15 protein-coding genes are annotated in these 15,063 nt (G+C 51.4%); 4 read left to right on the forward strand and 11 right to left on the reverse strand.

Translation table 11 applies throughout. From position 1 onward, the window contains the following. Both ACI32D_RS00605 and rpsO read right to left on the reverse strand, forming a co-directional pair. The coding region (locus tag ACI32D_RS00605; RefSeq protein WP_439774745.1) for a ribonuclease J at nt 1-1,384 on the reverse strand (1,384 nt) is incomplete at its 3' end. Between the two features lie 220 nt (nt 1,385-1,604). After that, a complete protein-coding gene (rpsO, locus tag ACI32D_RS00610) occupies nt 1,605-1,874 on the reverse strand; it encodes a 30S ribosomal protein S15 (RefSeq protein ID WP_002879084.1) in 270 nt (89 codons plus the stop codon). A 203-nt stretch (nt 1,875-2,077) separates the two neighbouring features. Here rpsO and rpsT point away from each other — a divergent pair, with 203 nt between their 5' ends. Then, nucleotides 2,078-2,329, forward strand: a complete 252-nt coding sequence (rpsT, locus tag ACI32D_RS00615; RefSeq protein WP_270448164.1) for a 30S ribosomal protein S20 — start codon at nt 2,078-2,080, stop codon at nt 2,327-2,329. A gap of 89 nt (nt 2,330-2,418) precedes the next feature. Here rpsT and holA read toward each other — a convergent pair whose 3' ends face one another. The 9 genes from holA to typA form a co-directional block, all read right to left on the reverse strand. Further along, nucleotides 2,419-3,408 carry a DNA polymerase III subunit delta gene (holA, locus tag ACI32D_RS00620; protein ID WP_439774746.1) on the reverse strand — a complete coding sequence of 330 codons (990 nt, stop codon included), beginning with the start codon at nt 3,406-3,408 and terminating at the stop codon, nt 2,419-2,421. A 29-nt stretch (nt 3,409-3,437) separates the two neighbouring features. Further along, the gene (locus tag ACI32D_RS00625; RefSeq protein ID WP_439774756.1) at nt 3,438-5,648 is read right to left on the reverse strand and encodes a DNA internalization-related competence protein ComEC/Rec2; all 2,211 of its coding nucleotides are present in this window, start codon (nt 5,646-5,648) and stop codon (nt 3,438-3,440) included. 1 nt (nt 5,649) lies between these two features. After that, nucleotides 5,650-6,396, reverse strand: coding sequence for a helix-hairpin-helix domain-containing protein (locus ACI32D_RS00630; RefSeq protein ID WP_439774747.1), 747 nt, complete (start codon nt 6,394-6,396; stop codon nt 5,650-5,652). A gap of 122 nt (nt 6,397-6,518) precedes the next feature. After that, nucleotides 6,519-7,559, reverse strand: coding sequence for a SepM family pheromone-processing serine protease (locus tag ACI32D_RS00635; RefSeq protein ID WP_439774748.1), 1,041 nt, complete (start codon nt 7,557-7,559; stop codon nt 6,519-6,521). Next, a complete protein-coding gene (gene coaD, locus ACI32D_RS00640; protein WP_439774749.1) occupies nt 7,549-8,043 on the reverse strand; it encodes a pantetheine-phosphate adenylyltransferase in 495 nt (164 codons plus the stop codon). The genes ACI32D_RS00635 and coaD overlap by 11 nt, the downstream gene beginning before the upstream one ends. Then, on the reverse strand, nt 8,044-8,595 hold the full coding sequence (gene rsmD / locus ACI32D_RS00645; protein ID WP_439774750.1) for a 16S rRNA (guanine(966)-N(2))-methyltransferase RsmD: 552 nt from the start codon (nt 8,593-8,595) through the stop codon (nt 8,044-8,046). It abuts the gene before it with no gap. Next, nucleotides 8,592-8,933 (reverse strand): YlbG family protein, encoded by a 342-nt coding sequence (locus tag ACI32D_RS00650; RefSeq protein WP_439774751.1) that lies wholly within the window; start codon nt 8,931-8,933, stop codon nt 8,592-8,594. The genes rsmD and ACI32D_RS00650 overlap by 4 nt, the downstream gene beginning before the upstream one ends. Continuing rightward, entirely contained in the window at nt 8,923-10,128 is a 1,206-nt protein-coding gene (locus tag ACI32D_RS00655) for an FtsW/RodA/SpoVE family cell cycle protein (RefSeq protein ID WP_439774752.1), read from the reverse strand. The genes ACI32D_RS00650 and ACI32D_RS00655 overlap by 11 nt, the downstream gene beginning before the upstream one ends. 106 nt (nt 10,129-10,234) lie before the next feature. Beyond that, complete coding sequence (typA, locus tag ACI32D_RS00660; RefSeq protein ID WP_270448173.1) at nt 10,235-12,106, reverse strand: translational GTPase TypA; 1,872 nt, start codon at nt 12,104-12,106, stop codon at nt 10,235-10,237. A gap of 221 nt (nt 12,107-12,327) precedes the next feature. Here typA and def point away from each other — a divergent pair, with 221 nt between their 5' ends. The 3 genes from def to rnjA all read left to right on the forward strand — a co-directional run bounded on the left by def (nt 12,328) and on the right by rnjA (nt 14,972). Beyond that, nucleotides 12,328-12,882: a peptide deformylase gene (gene def / locus ACI32D_RS00665; protein WP_439774753.1), complete on the forward strand. Its 555-nt coding sequence runs from the start codon at nt 12,328-12,330 to the stop codon at nt 12,880-12,882. Between the two features lie 187 nt (nt 12,883-13,069). Beyond that, entirely contained in the window at nt 13,070-13,303 is a 234-nt protein-coding gene (locus tag ACI32D_RS00670) for a DNA-dependent RNA polymerase subunit epsilon (RefSeq protein WP_439774754.1), read from the forward strand. Continuing rightward, nucleotides 13,293-14,972, forward strand: coding sequence for a ribonuclease J1 (gene rnjA, locus ACI32D_RS00675; protein WP_439774755.1), 1,680 nt, complete (start codon nt 13,293-13,295; stop codon nt 14,970-14,972). The genes ACI32D_RS00670 and rnjA overlap by 11 nt, the downstream gene beginning before the upstream one ends. Nucleotides 14,973-15,063: the final 91 nt, after the last annotated feature.

Below are 15,063 nucleotides of genomic sequence, written 5' to 3' on the forward strand. Positions count from 1 at the left end.
CTGACAAAACTTCCCGGTCGCGCAAAACGATGTTGCCCACGTCGCCGACCCCGGAGCCATCGATCATCGTGTCTTCGCCTGGTACAGCATCCCCGCGGAAGAACTGGCCGCGCTTAGTGTCGTATTCCAGGCAGTCCCCGTTTTGGGTAATGTAGACGTCGTCTGGGTCCATCCCAGTTTCAACGGCTAAGTCCTTGACTGCTTCCAAAAGCCGGTAGTCCCCGATTACCGGAACCAGGATCCGCGGCTTCAAGAGGTCGATCAAGGTCTGTAGGTCCCGGCCAGTCGCGTGGCCGGAAGTGTGCATGTTGCGGCCAAGTTCAATAACCGTGCCGCCAGCCCGGTAAACCATATCGCTGGTGATGGCCACCGTGGTTTCAACGGCATGTGACGGGGTCGTGGCGATAAAGACCAGGTCCCCTTCGTGGATGGTGATCATCCGGTGGCGGTTGTTGGCCATCTTCTGCAGGGACTGGAGCGGTTCGCCCATCCGGCCGGTTTCCAGGATGACCGTCTTTTCATCCGGCACGTCCTTGAGTTCCTTGACCTTCATCAAAAGCCCGTCCGGCACTTCCAGGTATCCCAGCTTCATGGCAGTGTGGACGATCTTGGCCACGTCCCGGCCAGTCAAAAGAACCCGGCGGCCGGTAGCGGCAGCGGCGTTAAAGACCTGCTGAACCCGGTTCAAGTTGGAAGCCTTGCCGGCCACGATGATCCGGCCCTTGGCGTTTCTGAAGACATTGGTGATGTAGGCACCTACTTCATTTTCGCTGGCGTTCGGGAAAACCGCTTCAGCGTTGGATGAGTCCGGCAAAAGGGCCAAAACGCCGTTTTCCGCGATTTCAGCCAGCCGGGTCATGTCAGTCCGGTAAGCTGGCCGGGCTGAAGGATCAAACTTAAAGTCACCGGTGTAGACGATCTGCCCTTGCGGAGCATGGATGACAATCCCCAAAGAGTCCGGCACTGAGTGAGTGGTGTGGAAGAAGGACACGCTGGCATTCTTGAAGTCGATTTCCGTATCGGCGTCGATAACGTTGAAAAGCTGGTTGTTCCGCCGCTTGTTTTCTCTTTGCACGTCGATCTTGGCCAGTTCGATAGTTAATTTTGAGCCGAAAACCGGAATGTCCCAGTCCCGCAGAATGTATGGCAAAGCCCCGATAGAGTCGGCGTGGCCGTGGGTCAAAAAGATCCCCGCGACTTGGTCACCATATTGCTTGAAGAATTCCATGTCCGGAATTACCACGTCGATCCCGAACAATGAGCTGTCCGGGTACTTGAGGCCGGCGTCCAAAACAAAAATTTCATCGTTTACCTGAACGGCAAACATGTCCTTGCCCTGCTCGCGGACCCCGCTGAGAACCATGATTTTTAACTTGTCTGACATAAACCTCTCCTTTTCGTAATCATGTTAAATCAATTCTTTGTCTGATAGATGCTTTATATGGATCTGTCGATCAAAACGCTTATAATCTTTTTAATTTTAACATAAAGGGCATGAGCATGATAGTCACTAAGCCTGCAAAGGAAAAGAAAGAAAAGTGAAAAGCAAAAAAGAGAAAAAGAAAAGAGGCCGGGAAAAGCCCAGCCTCTTGATGAGTCCTTGATTAACGACGCAGACCCAAACGAGCGATCAATGCACGGTAACGTTCCAGGTCGTTTTCTTGCAAGTAGCGAAGCAAGTTACGACGGTGACCGATCTTCTTCAACAGACCAACGTATGAGTGGTGGTCGTGTGAGTGTTCACGCATGTGTTGAGTCAAGTTGTTGATGTCTTCAGTCAAAACAGCAACTTGTACTTCTACGGAACCAGTGTCGCCTTCGTGGGTTGCGTATTCCTTGATGATTTCGTTCTTTCTTTCTTTTGAAACTGCCATGTTTCTGCACCTTTCTTTAAAAAAATTGCCCCGGACAGCGTCAGCCGTTAGGTGAAACGTAAAGACAACGTCCGAGGTTCACATAACAAATATAATCATACCCGATTTTTTAGAAAAAGCAAGCAAAATTTCTTCTTGCATCTGGCGCCGGCTTTCAGTATAATAATTTAGTGAATTTCAATCAGTTATTGGAGGTGAACCTAATGCCACAAATCAAATCTGCTATCAAGCGTGTTAAGACTCAAGCTGTTGCTAACGAACGCAATGCTGCTCAACTCAGCACTATGAGAACTGCCGTTAAGAAGTTCAAGGCTGCTCAAGCTGCTGGTGCGGACAACGCCTCCGAATTACACGTTGCTGCTATCCGTGAATTGGACAAGGCTGCTTCAAAGGGCTTGATCCACAAGAACAAGGCTAACCGTGACAAGAGTCGTTTGGCTAAGCTTGCTAAGTAATTAAACTAGCAATCAACAAAAGAGCGAGAAACAATTCGTTTCCCGCTCTTTTTCTTTTGCCTTTTTCTGTATTTTGTTTCTCTTTTTGCCTAGCAGGTCAAGATAAAAGCCTTTAAAAAGCGGCTGCCCTGGCAGACCCCGCTCTTGTAGCGGTAGTCCAGCTGGATCAGCTGAGCCAGCATCCGCTTCAGCTGGCCGACTTTCGCCCTGGACTTCAAGGCTGTCTTGACCCGGTAAGGGTGGGCGGACAATTCCTTGGCGATCTCGCTTTCACTCCGCCTTCTCTGCCCCATCACCTTCACGCAGAGCAAAAATTCGACCTGGCTGAAAAAGACCGCGACCAGCTGCAAGGGGTAGGTTCCTTCCCGCAGCTGTCCGTCCAGGCGGTCAATCGCCTCTTGGTAGTCACCTTTTAAGGCAGCTTCCAAAATAGCAAAAACATTCTGGTCCAGGCTAAGGTCGATGTTCCGGTCCACCAAGTCCCGGCTGATTTCCTGGCCGTCGCTGATGGCCTTCAGCTTGTTGTAATTGCCCAGGGCCGCGTCCAGAACCTGGTCGCTTCTCTCCATGAGGAGGTCCATGGCCCCCTTGCCAAAGCGGTAGCCTTCCGCCTTGACTAAGGCCTGCATGACCCGGCCGCTTTCATAGCTTTTGACAGCGGTAGAGACTGTGTTGAAGCTCTTTTCCACCTGCTTGGTCAGTTTCTTGCGCCGGTCCAGCTTCTCATAGCTGGCTACTAAAACGATCACATCGTCGATTTGGTCCAGGTGGCTGAAGATTTCCAGCAATTGGTCCCCTTGCTGCTTATATTTGGCTGGGAATTTCCCCGTCAAAAAAATTGGGTTCTTGACTAAAACCAGTTTTTGCTGGCTGAAGAGGCTAGCCTCCGCCAAAGCAGCGATCAAGTCGTCCAGCGGATCGCTCTCGCAGTCGACTGTCACCTTCTCCAGACCTTGAAAGGCTGCTTGCTGGACATAATTGTGAGCCAGATAGTCATTTAAAAAAGCATCCGGTCCCTGCAGCAAGACATTTGGGTTGCCTGCCTGGCTGTTGGGAAACAGGGATATTAAATTTGGCAAGCCGCTTTCCTCCCTCTAAAAGTAAGTCTTTAATAATGATAACATACCCGCCGCCCTTCCAGAAAACTGCTGAAGTATTCCTTGCTGCCGTAATGCCAGCTGATCATCCCTTCCGTTTGAGTATTGAGGTAGGAAATCCCCAATTGGTGCAATTTGGCTAAAGTTTCCGGCTTGGGGTGGTGGTAGCGGTTGTTCCGGCCGGCTGAGATAAAGACTAATTTCGGTTGGATTGCCTGTAAAAAAACAGTTGAAGAAGACGTATCGCTGCCATGGTGGCCAAGTTTGAAGTAGTCAATTTTTAAATCCGGATACTTCTTGATAATTGCCTCTTCACCTGCCTGGTCCAGGTCACCGGTAAAGCCCCAACTTTTCCCGGCCAAGCGGCAAGTGAGCGACAAAGAGTCCTTGTTTTCCCCTTTTCCCGCTACTTCTGGGTGCAGAACCTGGAAGTTGATCGCTTCTTTTACCTCCATCCCTGCCTTCAGCTCAATCAGCTTGGTCTTTGCCACCCGGCCGGCTATCCTAGCCCGAAAGCTGGGATTTTGAATAAGGCCGGCCCCCATATAGAGGCGTTTGACTGGCATTTCTTCTAAAAGCGGCCCCAAGTCACCGACATGATCAGCGTCCTGGTGACTGACGAAGACACCGTCAATCTGGCTGATTCCCTGGGATTTTAGCAAGGGAATTGTAATCCGGTCAATCTGGGGCTGGCTCTGCTTCTTTTTGCCAAAAGTCAGCTTGCCCCCGGTATCGATCAAGTAGACCCGGCGCCTAATGGGCGTCGTTAAAAGGATGCTGTCGCCCTGGCCCACGTCGATAAAAGAGACCTGCCCCTCCAAAGGAAAATGGATGCTGACAAAAATTAAGAGATAAACTGCCGCCAGAATATGGCGGTATTTCTTTTTACTCGTAATGAGATACAGGAAGGTCAAAGCAAATAGCAGGGCCAGCTGCCAGCCCTTGACCTGGCCATAGATCAACTGGCCAAAGCCGGTTTTGGCTATATTAGCCAATAGGCCTTCCGCCGTCTCCAGGATTTTTTCAAAAATTGCCGTCAGACCGGGCGGAGCCAGCAAGGCCAGTCCGGTCAAAGGCATGACTATGTAATTGAAATAGGGCACGACCAAAATATTGTAAAAAATCGTACAGACATTGACCTGGTAGAAAAAGTAAAGCAAAAACGGCGTCAGCAGGCCGTTCAGCCAGAAGGCCTGCCTGAAGTTTGGCAATTTCGCCGTCAAGACCAGGCCCAGGGCCAAACAATAGGTCAAGATCCCGCCCGTTTCCAGCAAAAGGCGGGGAGTAAAAAGCTGCTGGCAGCAATAGGTCAAGCCCAGCAAATCCGCCCGGCCGATCCGCCGGCCCTTAAAAGCCAGGCCGGCAGAAAAAAGATAGCTGAGAGTCGCCCGGATAAAACCGGGCTGACCCGCGCTCAGGAAGACCTCAAAAGCCAACAAGCCGCAGGAGGCGGCAAAAACTTCCTCCTTGGTCATGTGCAGGCAGCTGCCTAAAACTGCCAAGGCAAAGACATAAATACCCACGTGCATCCCCGAAATGCTCAAGATATGGATAACCCCCAGATCCCGGTAGGTATTCAAGTTGGCCTGGTTGTCCCCAGCCGGATTTTCCGCCAGCAGCAATTCACTGGCAAAAAAGGCCAAGAGGCGCGGCAGGCGCTTAAGATAAGCTTGAATTTTCCAGCGCAGGCCATGCAGGCGGGTCAAAAGACTAACCGGAGCTGGCCTTACCTGATAATTAGCCAGCTTGACCTGCCGGTAGACATGCTGGCTGGCTAAATAGCGGCGGTAGTCAAACTGGCCCGGATTGGTCGCCGGCTCAATCTCGCTGACGGCTCCAGAAACATCCGTTAAGTAAATGCTCTGCCCATTTTCAAGCAGAGCTAGTGCCTCCCTGCTTGCCGGCCCGTAAACCTGCACTTGCTGCGTCGCAGTCTGCCCCCGCCCGCTTAGCCAGCCGTCAGTAATTTTCACCTGGTCAGGATAAAGGCGGATGTCGCCTGCCGGCTCGCCCGGCTTCACCTGGTCTTTAGCCAAGACTAAAGCCAGCAGGAGCAAGAAAGAAAGAGCAAATTTAAATAAGCCTCCATATTTTCCCTTGAGCAAAAACAGCAGATAAAGCAAGGCAGCCAAGGCCAAGAGCCTTCCCCATTTTTGCAATTGAAAGACCCCACACAAGCTGACGCTGGCCAAGGCCAAAAGAAAGTAAAAACCGGCTTCCAGGCTAGATCGTAAGCTGATCCTTAATTGCCGCGAAGGTCTTGTCGCCAATTCCCGACACCTCTTTCAACTCATCAATGCTCTTAAAAGACCCTTTTTCCTGCCGGTAGGCAATGATCTGCTCAGCCTTCTTTTCCCCGATCCCGTTCAGCTTCTGCAGGTCGGCCGCCGTGGCCGTGTTCAAGTTGATCAAGTCACCAGAAGCTGCGCCAGAAGTTGAAGAAGAAGCTGATGAAGAAGCAGAAGAAGAAGCAGGAGTAGTTGCCGAGGCTGAATTAGCAGTCTGGGCCGCTTCCACCTTCTCCCCCTTGCCAGGGATGTAGATCTTGTCCTGGTCTTTTAACAGCTGGCTGCGGTTGATGGCCTTCAATTGGGCATCCTTGGTCAAGCCTCCGGCCTTTTCAATCAAGTCTTCCAGCCTTGCCCCGTTTTTCAGCCGATAGACCCCCTGGTGCTTGACGGCTCCTGAAATATCGCAGACTACTTCGCTATTTGCTGCGCCAGCCGCTGAGCTGGCGCTGGAAGCCACTGAACTGACACTGGAACTTTGCAGGCTCTGGCCACTATTCTCACTCATGCTCTGGCTGCTGGACAAAAGAGCTGAATTGTCAGCGGCTGGCTGCCGGTTGACATAGTAAAAGCCCCCTAGCGCCAGCAAAACGATTATGATGTACATTTTCTTTTCGGTCAGCCAGGCAAGCAGGTCCTGCAGCTTTTGCTTGCCTTCCGTTTTTTCGTTTGACTGATTCATTTTTATCACCTCAATAACTAGTACGCCAAATACAGCCTTTTTTCCTAAAAAAGCCGGGAAAAAGTTACTGAGGCAAAAAAAGAACCGAAGGCTGGCTTCGGTTCTTTTAATCTGTTTGTTCTTTACTTGTAGTGCTTTTGCAGGTATTTCAAAGCATCGTCAAAAGTTGCCACCGGCACGATCTTCATCTTCGTGCCCAGCTTCTTGGCCGTTCTTTTGGCCACGGCGTAGTTGGTCTGGGACTTCTTGACCCCGGTTTGGTCGGTTGGGGCGAAAAATACTTCTGCTCCTTCCTTATCCGCGGCCACGACCTTCTTGTCCACGCCGCCGATGATGCCGACCTTGCCGCTTGCGTCGATCGTCCCCGTCCCGGCAACCTTATGGCCCTTGGTCAAGTCCTTGCCAGTATAGTTCTGGTAGCAGGCCAGGGAGAACATCAGACCAGCTGACGGGCCGCCGATGTCGCCCGTGCTGATGGTGGTCTTCGGGCTGACTTCAACCTTGACTCTTTCCACCATACTGATTCCGATCCCCGGCTTGCCGGTGCCTTTAACCTTGACGATTTTCCCGGTAAAAGTCCGCTTTTTCCCGGACCGCAAGACCGTAATCGACACCTTCTGCCCAATCTTCTGCTTTTGCAGATAGCTCATGAAGCCCTTGACGGACTTGAACTTATGCCCGTTGGCCGCCACGATCGTGTCCCCGATCAAGAGCTTCTTTTTAAAGCTGGAAGTAGACTGCAGGTCCATCACATATACGCCCTGATACTTCAGCTTGGGTTTAAGCCCTGCCTTCTTAGCCGCGTAATAGATGGCCGTCTGCTGGCTGGTCTGCATGTACCATTCCTGCAGCTGTTCATATTGTTCAGTGCTTGACCCCCCGGTCACTTCATCCATGGTCAAGCGGTCTTCATATGGCTGGGTAAAAGACCATAAATAGTCGCCTAAAACCGCCCGCCTTTCGCTCACGGTCACGAAGTAGAGGTTGTTCTTGGGCTTAACCCCGGTGGTCTTTAAATAGTCGCCGACCGGCAGGGCATCCCCTGGCGCCTCAATCACGTACTTGGTCGGCATAAGCAGGACCAGGGCCAGCAGGATGACTGTAAATAAGCCAACCAGGGCCCGGCGCCACTGTTTGCTTTGTCTGTCTTTTTTAACTTTCACTTTGCAGCTTCTCCTTCAAGGCTCTGGCGGCCTTTTTGGGCAAAAAGCGGTCCAAGTCGCCCCCAAACATGGCAATTTCCTTCAGCATGCTCGATGCCAAAGCACTATTGGCCGCTTTAGCCATAAATAACACAGTCGGCAGGTCCGGGGCTAGCTCCTGGTTCAGCTGGGCGATCTGCTGCTCATAGAGAAAATCGCTGCTGTTGCGGACCCCGCGGACCAGGACTCCGGCCCCCAGCTCCTTAGCCAGGTCAACCGTCAGCTGGCCAGGCCGGGCCAGGACCTCAACATTAGTCAGTCCTTGTTCTTTTACCGCGGCCTGGATCAAGTCCACTCGCTCATCTGGCGTGAAAAGCGCCTTTTTTGAGCTGTTGGTCATTACCACGACCAAGAGGCGGTCAAAGACCTTCGCCGCCTGCTCAATGGTATCCATGTGTCCGTTGGTAATGGGGTCAAAACTCCCCGGAAATAGCGCTGTCGTCATCTATTCTGCCCTCTGGTAAATTCTTACGATAGTCTTGCCCATATGGTGGTCTTTCAAAAGGTCAAAGCCTGAAACCGGCGGCAAGTCTGTCTGCTCATCAGTTTCCACGACTATCCTGGCTCCAGGATTGAGCAGGCCCAAGGAAGCAAGAGCGGTCATGTCCTTGACCATCTGCTGCTTGGCATATGGCGGATCCAAAAAGACCAGGTCAAACTTCCTTTCCTGCTCAGCGAAAACCTTCAAGGCCACTTTAGCCGGCATGGTGAAGACCTCAAAGCGGTCCGGCTCCTTGGTTAGGTCCACGTTTTTCCTGATGATCTGGCAGGCCGGCCGGCTGACGTCGTTTAATACCGCATGGTCGCAACCTCTGGAGACGGCTTCAATGCCCAAAGCCCCGCTGCCAGCGTACAGGTCCAGGACCTCTCCTCCAGCAAAAAACTGGCCTAGGGAGTTGAACAAGGATTCCTTGACCTTGTCACTAGTTGGCCGGGTCTTTTGGCTCTTGAGTGTAAACAGATTCCGCTTGGCGTATTTTCCAGAAATGATTCTCACTTGATCCAGTCCTCTTTATCTGTCTGATTTAACTTCTCTTCGGCCTCCTTGGCCATGTCGCTGATCTGCTGCTCAATCTTCTGATTGTCCAGGTCCAGGGCATCATTTTGGGAAAATTCAACCTTCTTGACAAAGCTAAAGCTCCGCAGCTTGCTAGCCGTTTCTTCCGCCTCTTCCTGGTTGACGTACAGAATCAAATAATGCAGCTTTTTGGAAAAATAAACGATGTCCCCGAACCGGCGCAGCTTGAACTGGTCGTTGTTGACATTGCGCAGGTACACGATCAGACTGGTCCGGCTGGGAATCTCCTGCTCTTTTAATTCTTGGTTAATACTCATCAGCTGCTTGCACCTCCTGTCTGATTTTTTCTTCCGCGGTAACATTTAAGACCAGGCCAATAGCGGCCGACAAAACCCAGAGTGATGACCCACCATAAGAGATAAAGGGCAGAGTCACCCCAGTGATCGGCATCAGGCCTAATACCGCGCCAACGTTAAATAAAGTCTGGAAAAAGATAATCGCGGTCACCCCGAAGCAGATCAAGGTGGAGTACTGGGACTGGGCCTTGACCCCCCGCTCCATGATCAAAAGCATCAGGTAAAAGAGCAGGCCCAGAACTAATAACGCCCCCAAAGAGCCGACTTCTTCGGCGATAATCGACAAAATAAAGTCCGTGTAAGGTTCTGGCAGATAGCCCCGCTTCTGGATGCTGTTGCCCAGGCCCAGGCCAAATAAACCGCCGTTGTGGATAGCGTAATAGGAATTGACCAGCTGGGCCCCTTCATTAGCCGCTGTCTTAAACGGGTGCAAAAAAGCGATGAAACGCTTGTAGACGTAAACATCCTGCAAGAAGCTCGGGTTCCAGGCCACAATCAAGCTGAAACCCCCGACGACCAGAACGGTGATGCCGATTAGACTCAAAAGAGCGTAGCCGGTTGGAATACCGGAAACTGAGTACATGATCAAGACCAGGCAAAAAAGAATGGCTGTCCCCCCGAAGTCTGGCTCGATCAAGACCAGAATCATCAAAAAGCCTGCTACTAAAGCCGTTGGCAAAAGCTGGGAAATGATATGCCCGCGCACTAACCGCCCATCGGCTTTAGCCAGCATCCGGGCCAGATACAAGAGCAAGACCAGCTTGGCCAGTTCCAAAGGCTGGATGTTGATCGGGCCCAGGTTGATCCAGCCCTTGGCCCCGTTGACTGCCTGGCCAAAAGCCCTAACGTAGACCAATAATCCAGCCACGATTAACAGCAGCCATAAGAGCAGCTTGCCTCGCCTTAAGTAATCCAGGTTGATGCTGTAACAGGCCAGGCAGATTATCACCCCGAAAAAGGCGTAAATCAGCTGCTTTTGCCCATAAACCGTGGCTTTAAAACCGTTGATCAGCAGGATTTCTGAACTGGCTGAATAGACCGCGATCACCCCGATCGTCATCAAAAGCAAGTAGACGATGAAGATCCGGTAGTCGAAATATTTGAATGTCTCTTTTATTTTGGCAATTTTGCCAGCTCCCGTTTTATTTTCCTTCACGCTTTTCACTATTTCCCCTCATTAAAAATAATCGTCGCTTTTCATTATAAAACAAAAAAGCCCCTCCTCCTATAAATAGGGGGAGAGACTTACCAAAAAATAACAATTAGTTGGTCTTGGCCTTCTTCTTGTCAAACTTTTGCCGTTCTGAAGTGTTCAAGATCTTCTTCCGCAGGCGCAGGCTTTCTGGAGTTACTTCACAGTATTCGTCATCGTTCAAGAATTCGATTGATTCTTCCAAAGTCAAAGTTTTTGGCGTTCTGATGGCAGCCGCGTGGTCCTTACCAGAAGCACGGGTGTTGGTCAGGTTCTTGCCCTTGGTTACGTTGACAGCGATGTCACGGTCACGGGAAGATACACCAACGATCATCCCTTCGTAAACTTGCACGCCGGCACCGATGAAGAGCTGGCCACGTTGTTCAACTGACTGCAGGGAGTAAGTAGTTGACTGACCCTGGTTGATGGAAACCAAAGCACCGTTGCGCCGGCCTGGGTTCCAGTTCTTAACGACTGGCTTGTATTCGCTGAAGGTGTGGTTCATAATCCCGTAACCACCAGTTGCGGACATGAATTCGTTGTTGTAGCCGATCAGACCACGGGAAGGAACTGAGAATTCCAAGCGGGTCTGGCCGTTGCCCTTGGAAACCATGTTCTGCATTTCACCCTTGCGTTGGGACAAGCCGTCGATAACTGAACCAACGTATTCGTCTGGCACATCGACTTGGACAGCTTCGTATGGTTCGCACATTTGCCCGTCAACTTCCCGGTAGATAACCTTTGGCCGTGACAGTTGCAGTTCGAAGCCTTCCCGGCGCATTTCTTCAACCAGGATGGACAGGTGAAGTTCCCCACGGCCTGAAACAGTCCAGGCGTTCAATTGATCCGTTGGTTCAACCTTCAAGGAAACGTCAGTCCGGGTTTGCCGCAAAAGCCGTTCTTCCAGCTTGGCTGGAGTAACCTGGCTGCCTTCCCGGCCGGCGAATGGTGAGTCATTGGCCACGAAGTCCATTTGCAGAGTCGGCGGGTCGATCCGCAGAATTGGCAAGGCTTCTGGGTTTTCCTTAGAAGCGATGGTTTCACCGACGAAGATGTCATTGATCCCGCTGATGGCGATGATGTCGCCAGCCTTGGCTTCCTTGATTTCGTTTCTCTTCAGACCGAAGTAACCAAAGAGCTTGGTCACGCGGAAGTTTTGCTTGGAACCGTCAAGCTTCATGACAGTAACTTCGTCGCCGACCTTGATCTTGCCCCGGTAAACGCGGCCGACACCGATACGGCCAACGTAGTCGTCCCAGTCAAGCATGGTGATTTGGAACTGCAGAGGTTCGTCTTCGTTGTCAAGTGGAGCCGGAATGGCCTTGATGATGGTGTCGAAAACCGGGTCCATAGTTTCTTCCTGGTCAGCCGGGTCGTCTGAGTAGCTGGAAGTACCGTTCAAGGCAGAAGCGTAAACAACTGGGAATTCAAGTTGTTCGTCGTTGGCGCCAAGTTCGATGAAGAGTTCCAGGACTTCATCCAGAACTTCAGCTGGACGAGCACCAGGACGGTCGATCTTGTTAACGACAACAACTGGCTTAACGCCGGCTTCCAGGGCCTTTTGCAAAACGAAGCGAGTCTGCGGCATTGGGCCTTCGTAAGCGTCGACCAGAAGCAGGGCACCGTCAACCATGTGCATGATCCGTTCAACTTCCCCACCGAAGTCGGCGTGGCCTGGGGTGTCCAGGATGTTGATGGTCGTGCCCTTGTAGCTGACCGCGGTGTTCTTTGACAGAATCGTGATCCCACGTTCACGTTCAATGGCGTTGGAGTCCATTGCCCGGTCTTCCAGGTTCATGTGTTCTGGTAAAGTGTCTGACTGCTTGAGCAGCTGGTTAACCAGGGTAGTCTTACCGTGGTCGACGTGCGCGATGATCGCGATGTTTCTGATGTTTTCTCTTCTCTTTTGATCTGCCAAAAATGTTTCCTCCCCGTTCCTCATAAAAAGAACTGTGACAAAAGCACAGTTCCCTTTAGCCTTAGATAGTAGGCTGGCCGAAGTAATCAGTTTATATTTTTTACAATCATCTATTGTACAACCACTCTTGGACCTGGTCAACAAATTTCCTTTAGTTTACAAAGGCTTTTCAGAGAATGTTTAACCATAAGGGGCGTTTTTGTGGTAAAAATATATTAGCGATTATTTTAAAAGGAGAAACGAAATTGATCTTAATGAAAGATATTGTCCGCGACGGGGATCCCGTTTTGCGGCAAGTTGCTCAAAAATTGACTTTTCCATTGTCAGACCACTACCGCAAGCTGGCCGATGACATGATGGAATACCTGGTAAACTCACAAGATCCAAAGATTGCCGCCAAGCACCAGCTCCGGGCCGGCGTCGGCCTGGCTGCCCCGCAGGTCGGAGAAGGCGTATCCATGGCTGCTCTTCTGGTTCCAGATGACAAGGGTGAAATTATCTTTAAGGAAGTTTACGTCAACCCGGAAATCATCTCTGAATCCGTCCGCAAGACCTGCCTGGGCGAAGGCGAAGGCTGCCTCAGCGTCGACAAGGTCATTGACGGCTACGTTCCGCGGCCAAACAAGGTTACGGTTCACTACTGGACAGTTGACGGCGAGGAAAAGACCATCCGCCTCAAAGGCTACCCAGCCATCGTTTCCGGCCACGAAATCGACCACTTGAACGGCCACCTCTTCTACGACCGGATCAACAAGAAGAACCCATTTGCCCTGGATGAAGACACCATCGTCATCTACTAGGCCCAAGAGTCCAAGCCAGCCCGCTTCGTCCTGGCTTGGACTTTTTTGTTCTCTTTTTCCTTATAGGCAAGTTCTGTTTCTATACTTGCTTTTCTAATTATGCTAAACTTTAATTAGCTATTGAGTATTTTTGTCAAAATTTCTCAAACAGAGATCGAATTACAATTAAACAATAAGGAGATTTTTTATGATCTACAAAGTTTTATATCAAAAGGACAAGATCGTTAACCCACGCAGAGAAACGACCCAGACTCTCTACATGGAAGCCGACAACGTTGTCCAAGCCAGAGCCCTCGTTGAACAAAACACCCCCTACAACATCGAGCTCATCCAAGAATTAACTGGCAACTCCTTGAAGTACGAACAAGAACACGCCGACTTCAAGCTGACTGCCTTCGGCCAAGCTGACAGTGAAGATTAAGCAAAACGAAGTAGCCGTTTTCGCGATCGGGGGATTACACGAAATCGGCCGTAACATGTACTGCGTCCAATACCAAGACGAAATCGTCATCATGGACTGCGGCATCAAGTTTCCAGAAGACGAGCTGCTGGGGATCAACTATGTTATCTCCGACTACTCCTACCTGGTCAAGAACCGGGAGAAGATCAAGGCCCTGGTTGTCAGCCACGGCCACGAAGACCACATCGGCGGGATTCCCTTCCTGCTGGAAAAGATTCCGGAAATTCCAGTCTACGCCACGCCTTTTGCCCTGGCCTTGATCAAGAGCAAGTGTGAAGAACATGGAATTCTGGATCGGACTGAACTGCATGAAGAACATGAAGACACGGTTTTGACTTTTGACAAGCTCAGCGTGACTTTCTTTAGAACCACCCACTCAATCCCCGACACTTTGGGGATTGCCGTTCACACTCCGCTTGGCGCGGTTGTTTTCACCGGTGACTTCAAGTTCGACTTGACCCCAGTCATGAACCAGCCGGCCCCTAACTTCCAGAGAATGGCCCAGCTGGGTGAAGAAGGCGTTTTGGCCCTCTTGAGCGACTCAACCAATGCCGAAGTGCCGCAGTTTACCAAGTCTGAGCGCTTCGTTGCCGGCTCTTTGCACAACATCATCACCGGCATTGAGGGCCGGATCATTTTTGCCACTTTTGCTTCCAACCTTTACCGGGTGTCAACCGCCATTCAAGCCGCGATCGACACCGGCCGCAAGGTGGCGATTTTTGGCCGGAGCATGGAGAACGGGATCCAAAACGGGATCGATTTAGGCTACCTGGATGTGCCGGAAGGCTTGATCGTCGACGCAGAAACGATCAACTCCCTGCCGCCGGAAAAGGTCATGATCCTCTGCACCGGTTCGCAAGGTGAACCTCTGGCTGCCCTCTCCCGGATTGCCAACGGCACCCACCGGCAGATCAAACTGAAGCCGCACGACACCGTGATCTTCTCATCAAACCCAATTCCAGGCAACACCTTGAGCGTCAACCAGCTGATCAACAAGCTGATGGAAGGCGGAGCCAACGTCGTCCACGGCCGGGTCAACAATGTCCACACTTCCGGCCACGGCGGCCAGGAAGAACTGAAGCTCATGGTCGAATTGTCTAAGCCAAAGTACATGATCCCGGTGCACGGGGAATACCGGATGCAGGTTGTCCACGCCCACCTGGCCCAGCAAGCAGGCGTGCCAGCAGAAAACACCTTCGTCTTGAAGAATGGTGAAGTAGTCTGCTTCAGCCCTGACGGGGCCAGAATTGCCGGTGACATTCACGTCAAGGACGTCTTCGTCGACACTTCCGGTGCCGCTGACGTCGGCAACATTGTTGTCCGCGACCGGCAGATCCTGTCTGAAGAAGGGCTGGTCGTTGCCGTAGCCACGGTTGACTACAAGCACAAGCGGGTCTTGGCAGGTCCTGACATCCTCAGCCGGGGCTTTGTCTACATGCGCGAGTCTCAGGACTTGATCAACGCGGCCCAGAAGCACGTCTACCATGTCTTGAAGACGGAAATGGCTAAGAGCGACAAGCCTAAGGACAGCGAAATCCGCAAGGCGATCGTCGAGAACCTGCAGGACTTCCTATACTCCCGCACCGAAAGACGGCCGATGATCCTGCCAATGCTGATCGAAAAGAAATAAAGCTTGATAGCAAAAAAGAACTCCTGCCGGAGTTCTTTTTTTATGCCCTTTGTCATTTTTTACTTGAAGAGGTCGTTGAAAGCCTCGCTCA

Source organism: Lactobacillus sp., assembly GCF_051873315.1.
Taxonomy (GTDB): domain Bacteria; phylum Bacillota; class Bacilli; order Lactobacillales; family Lactobacillaceae; genus Lactobacillus.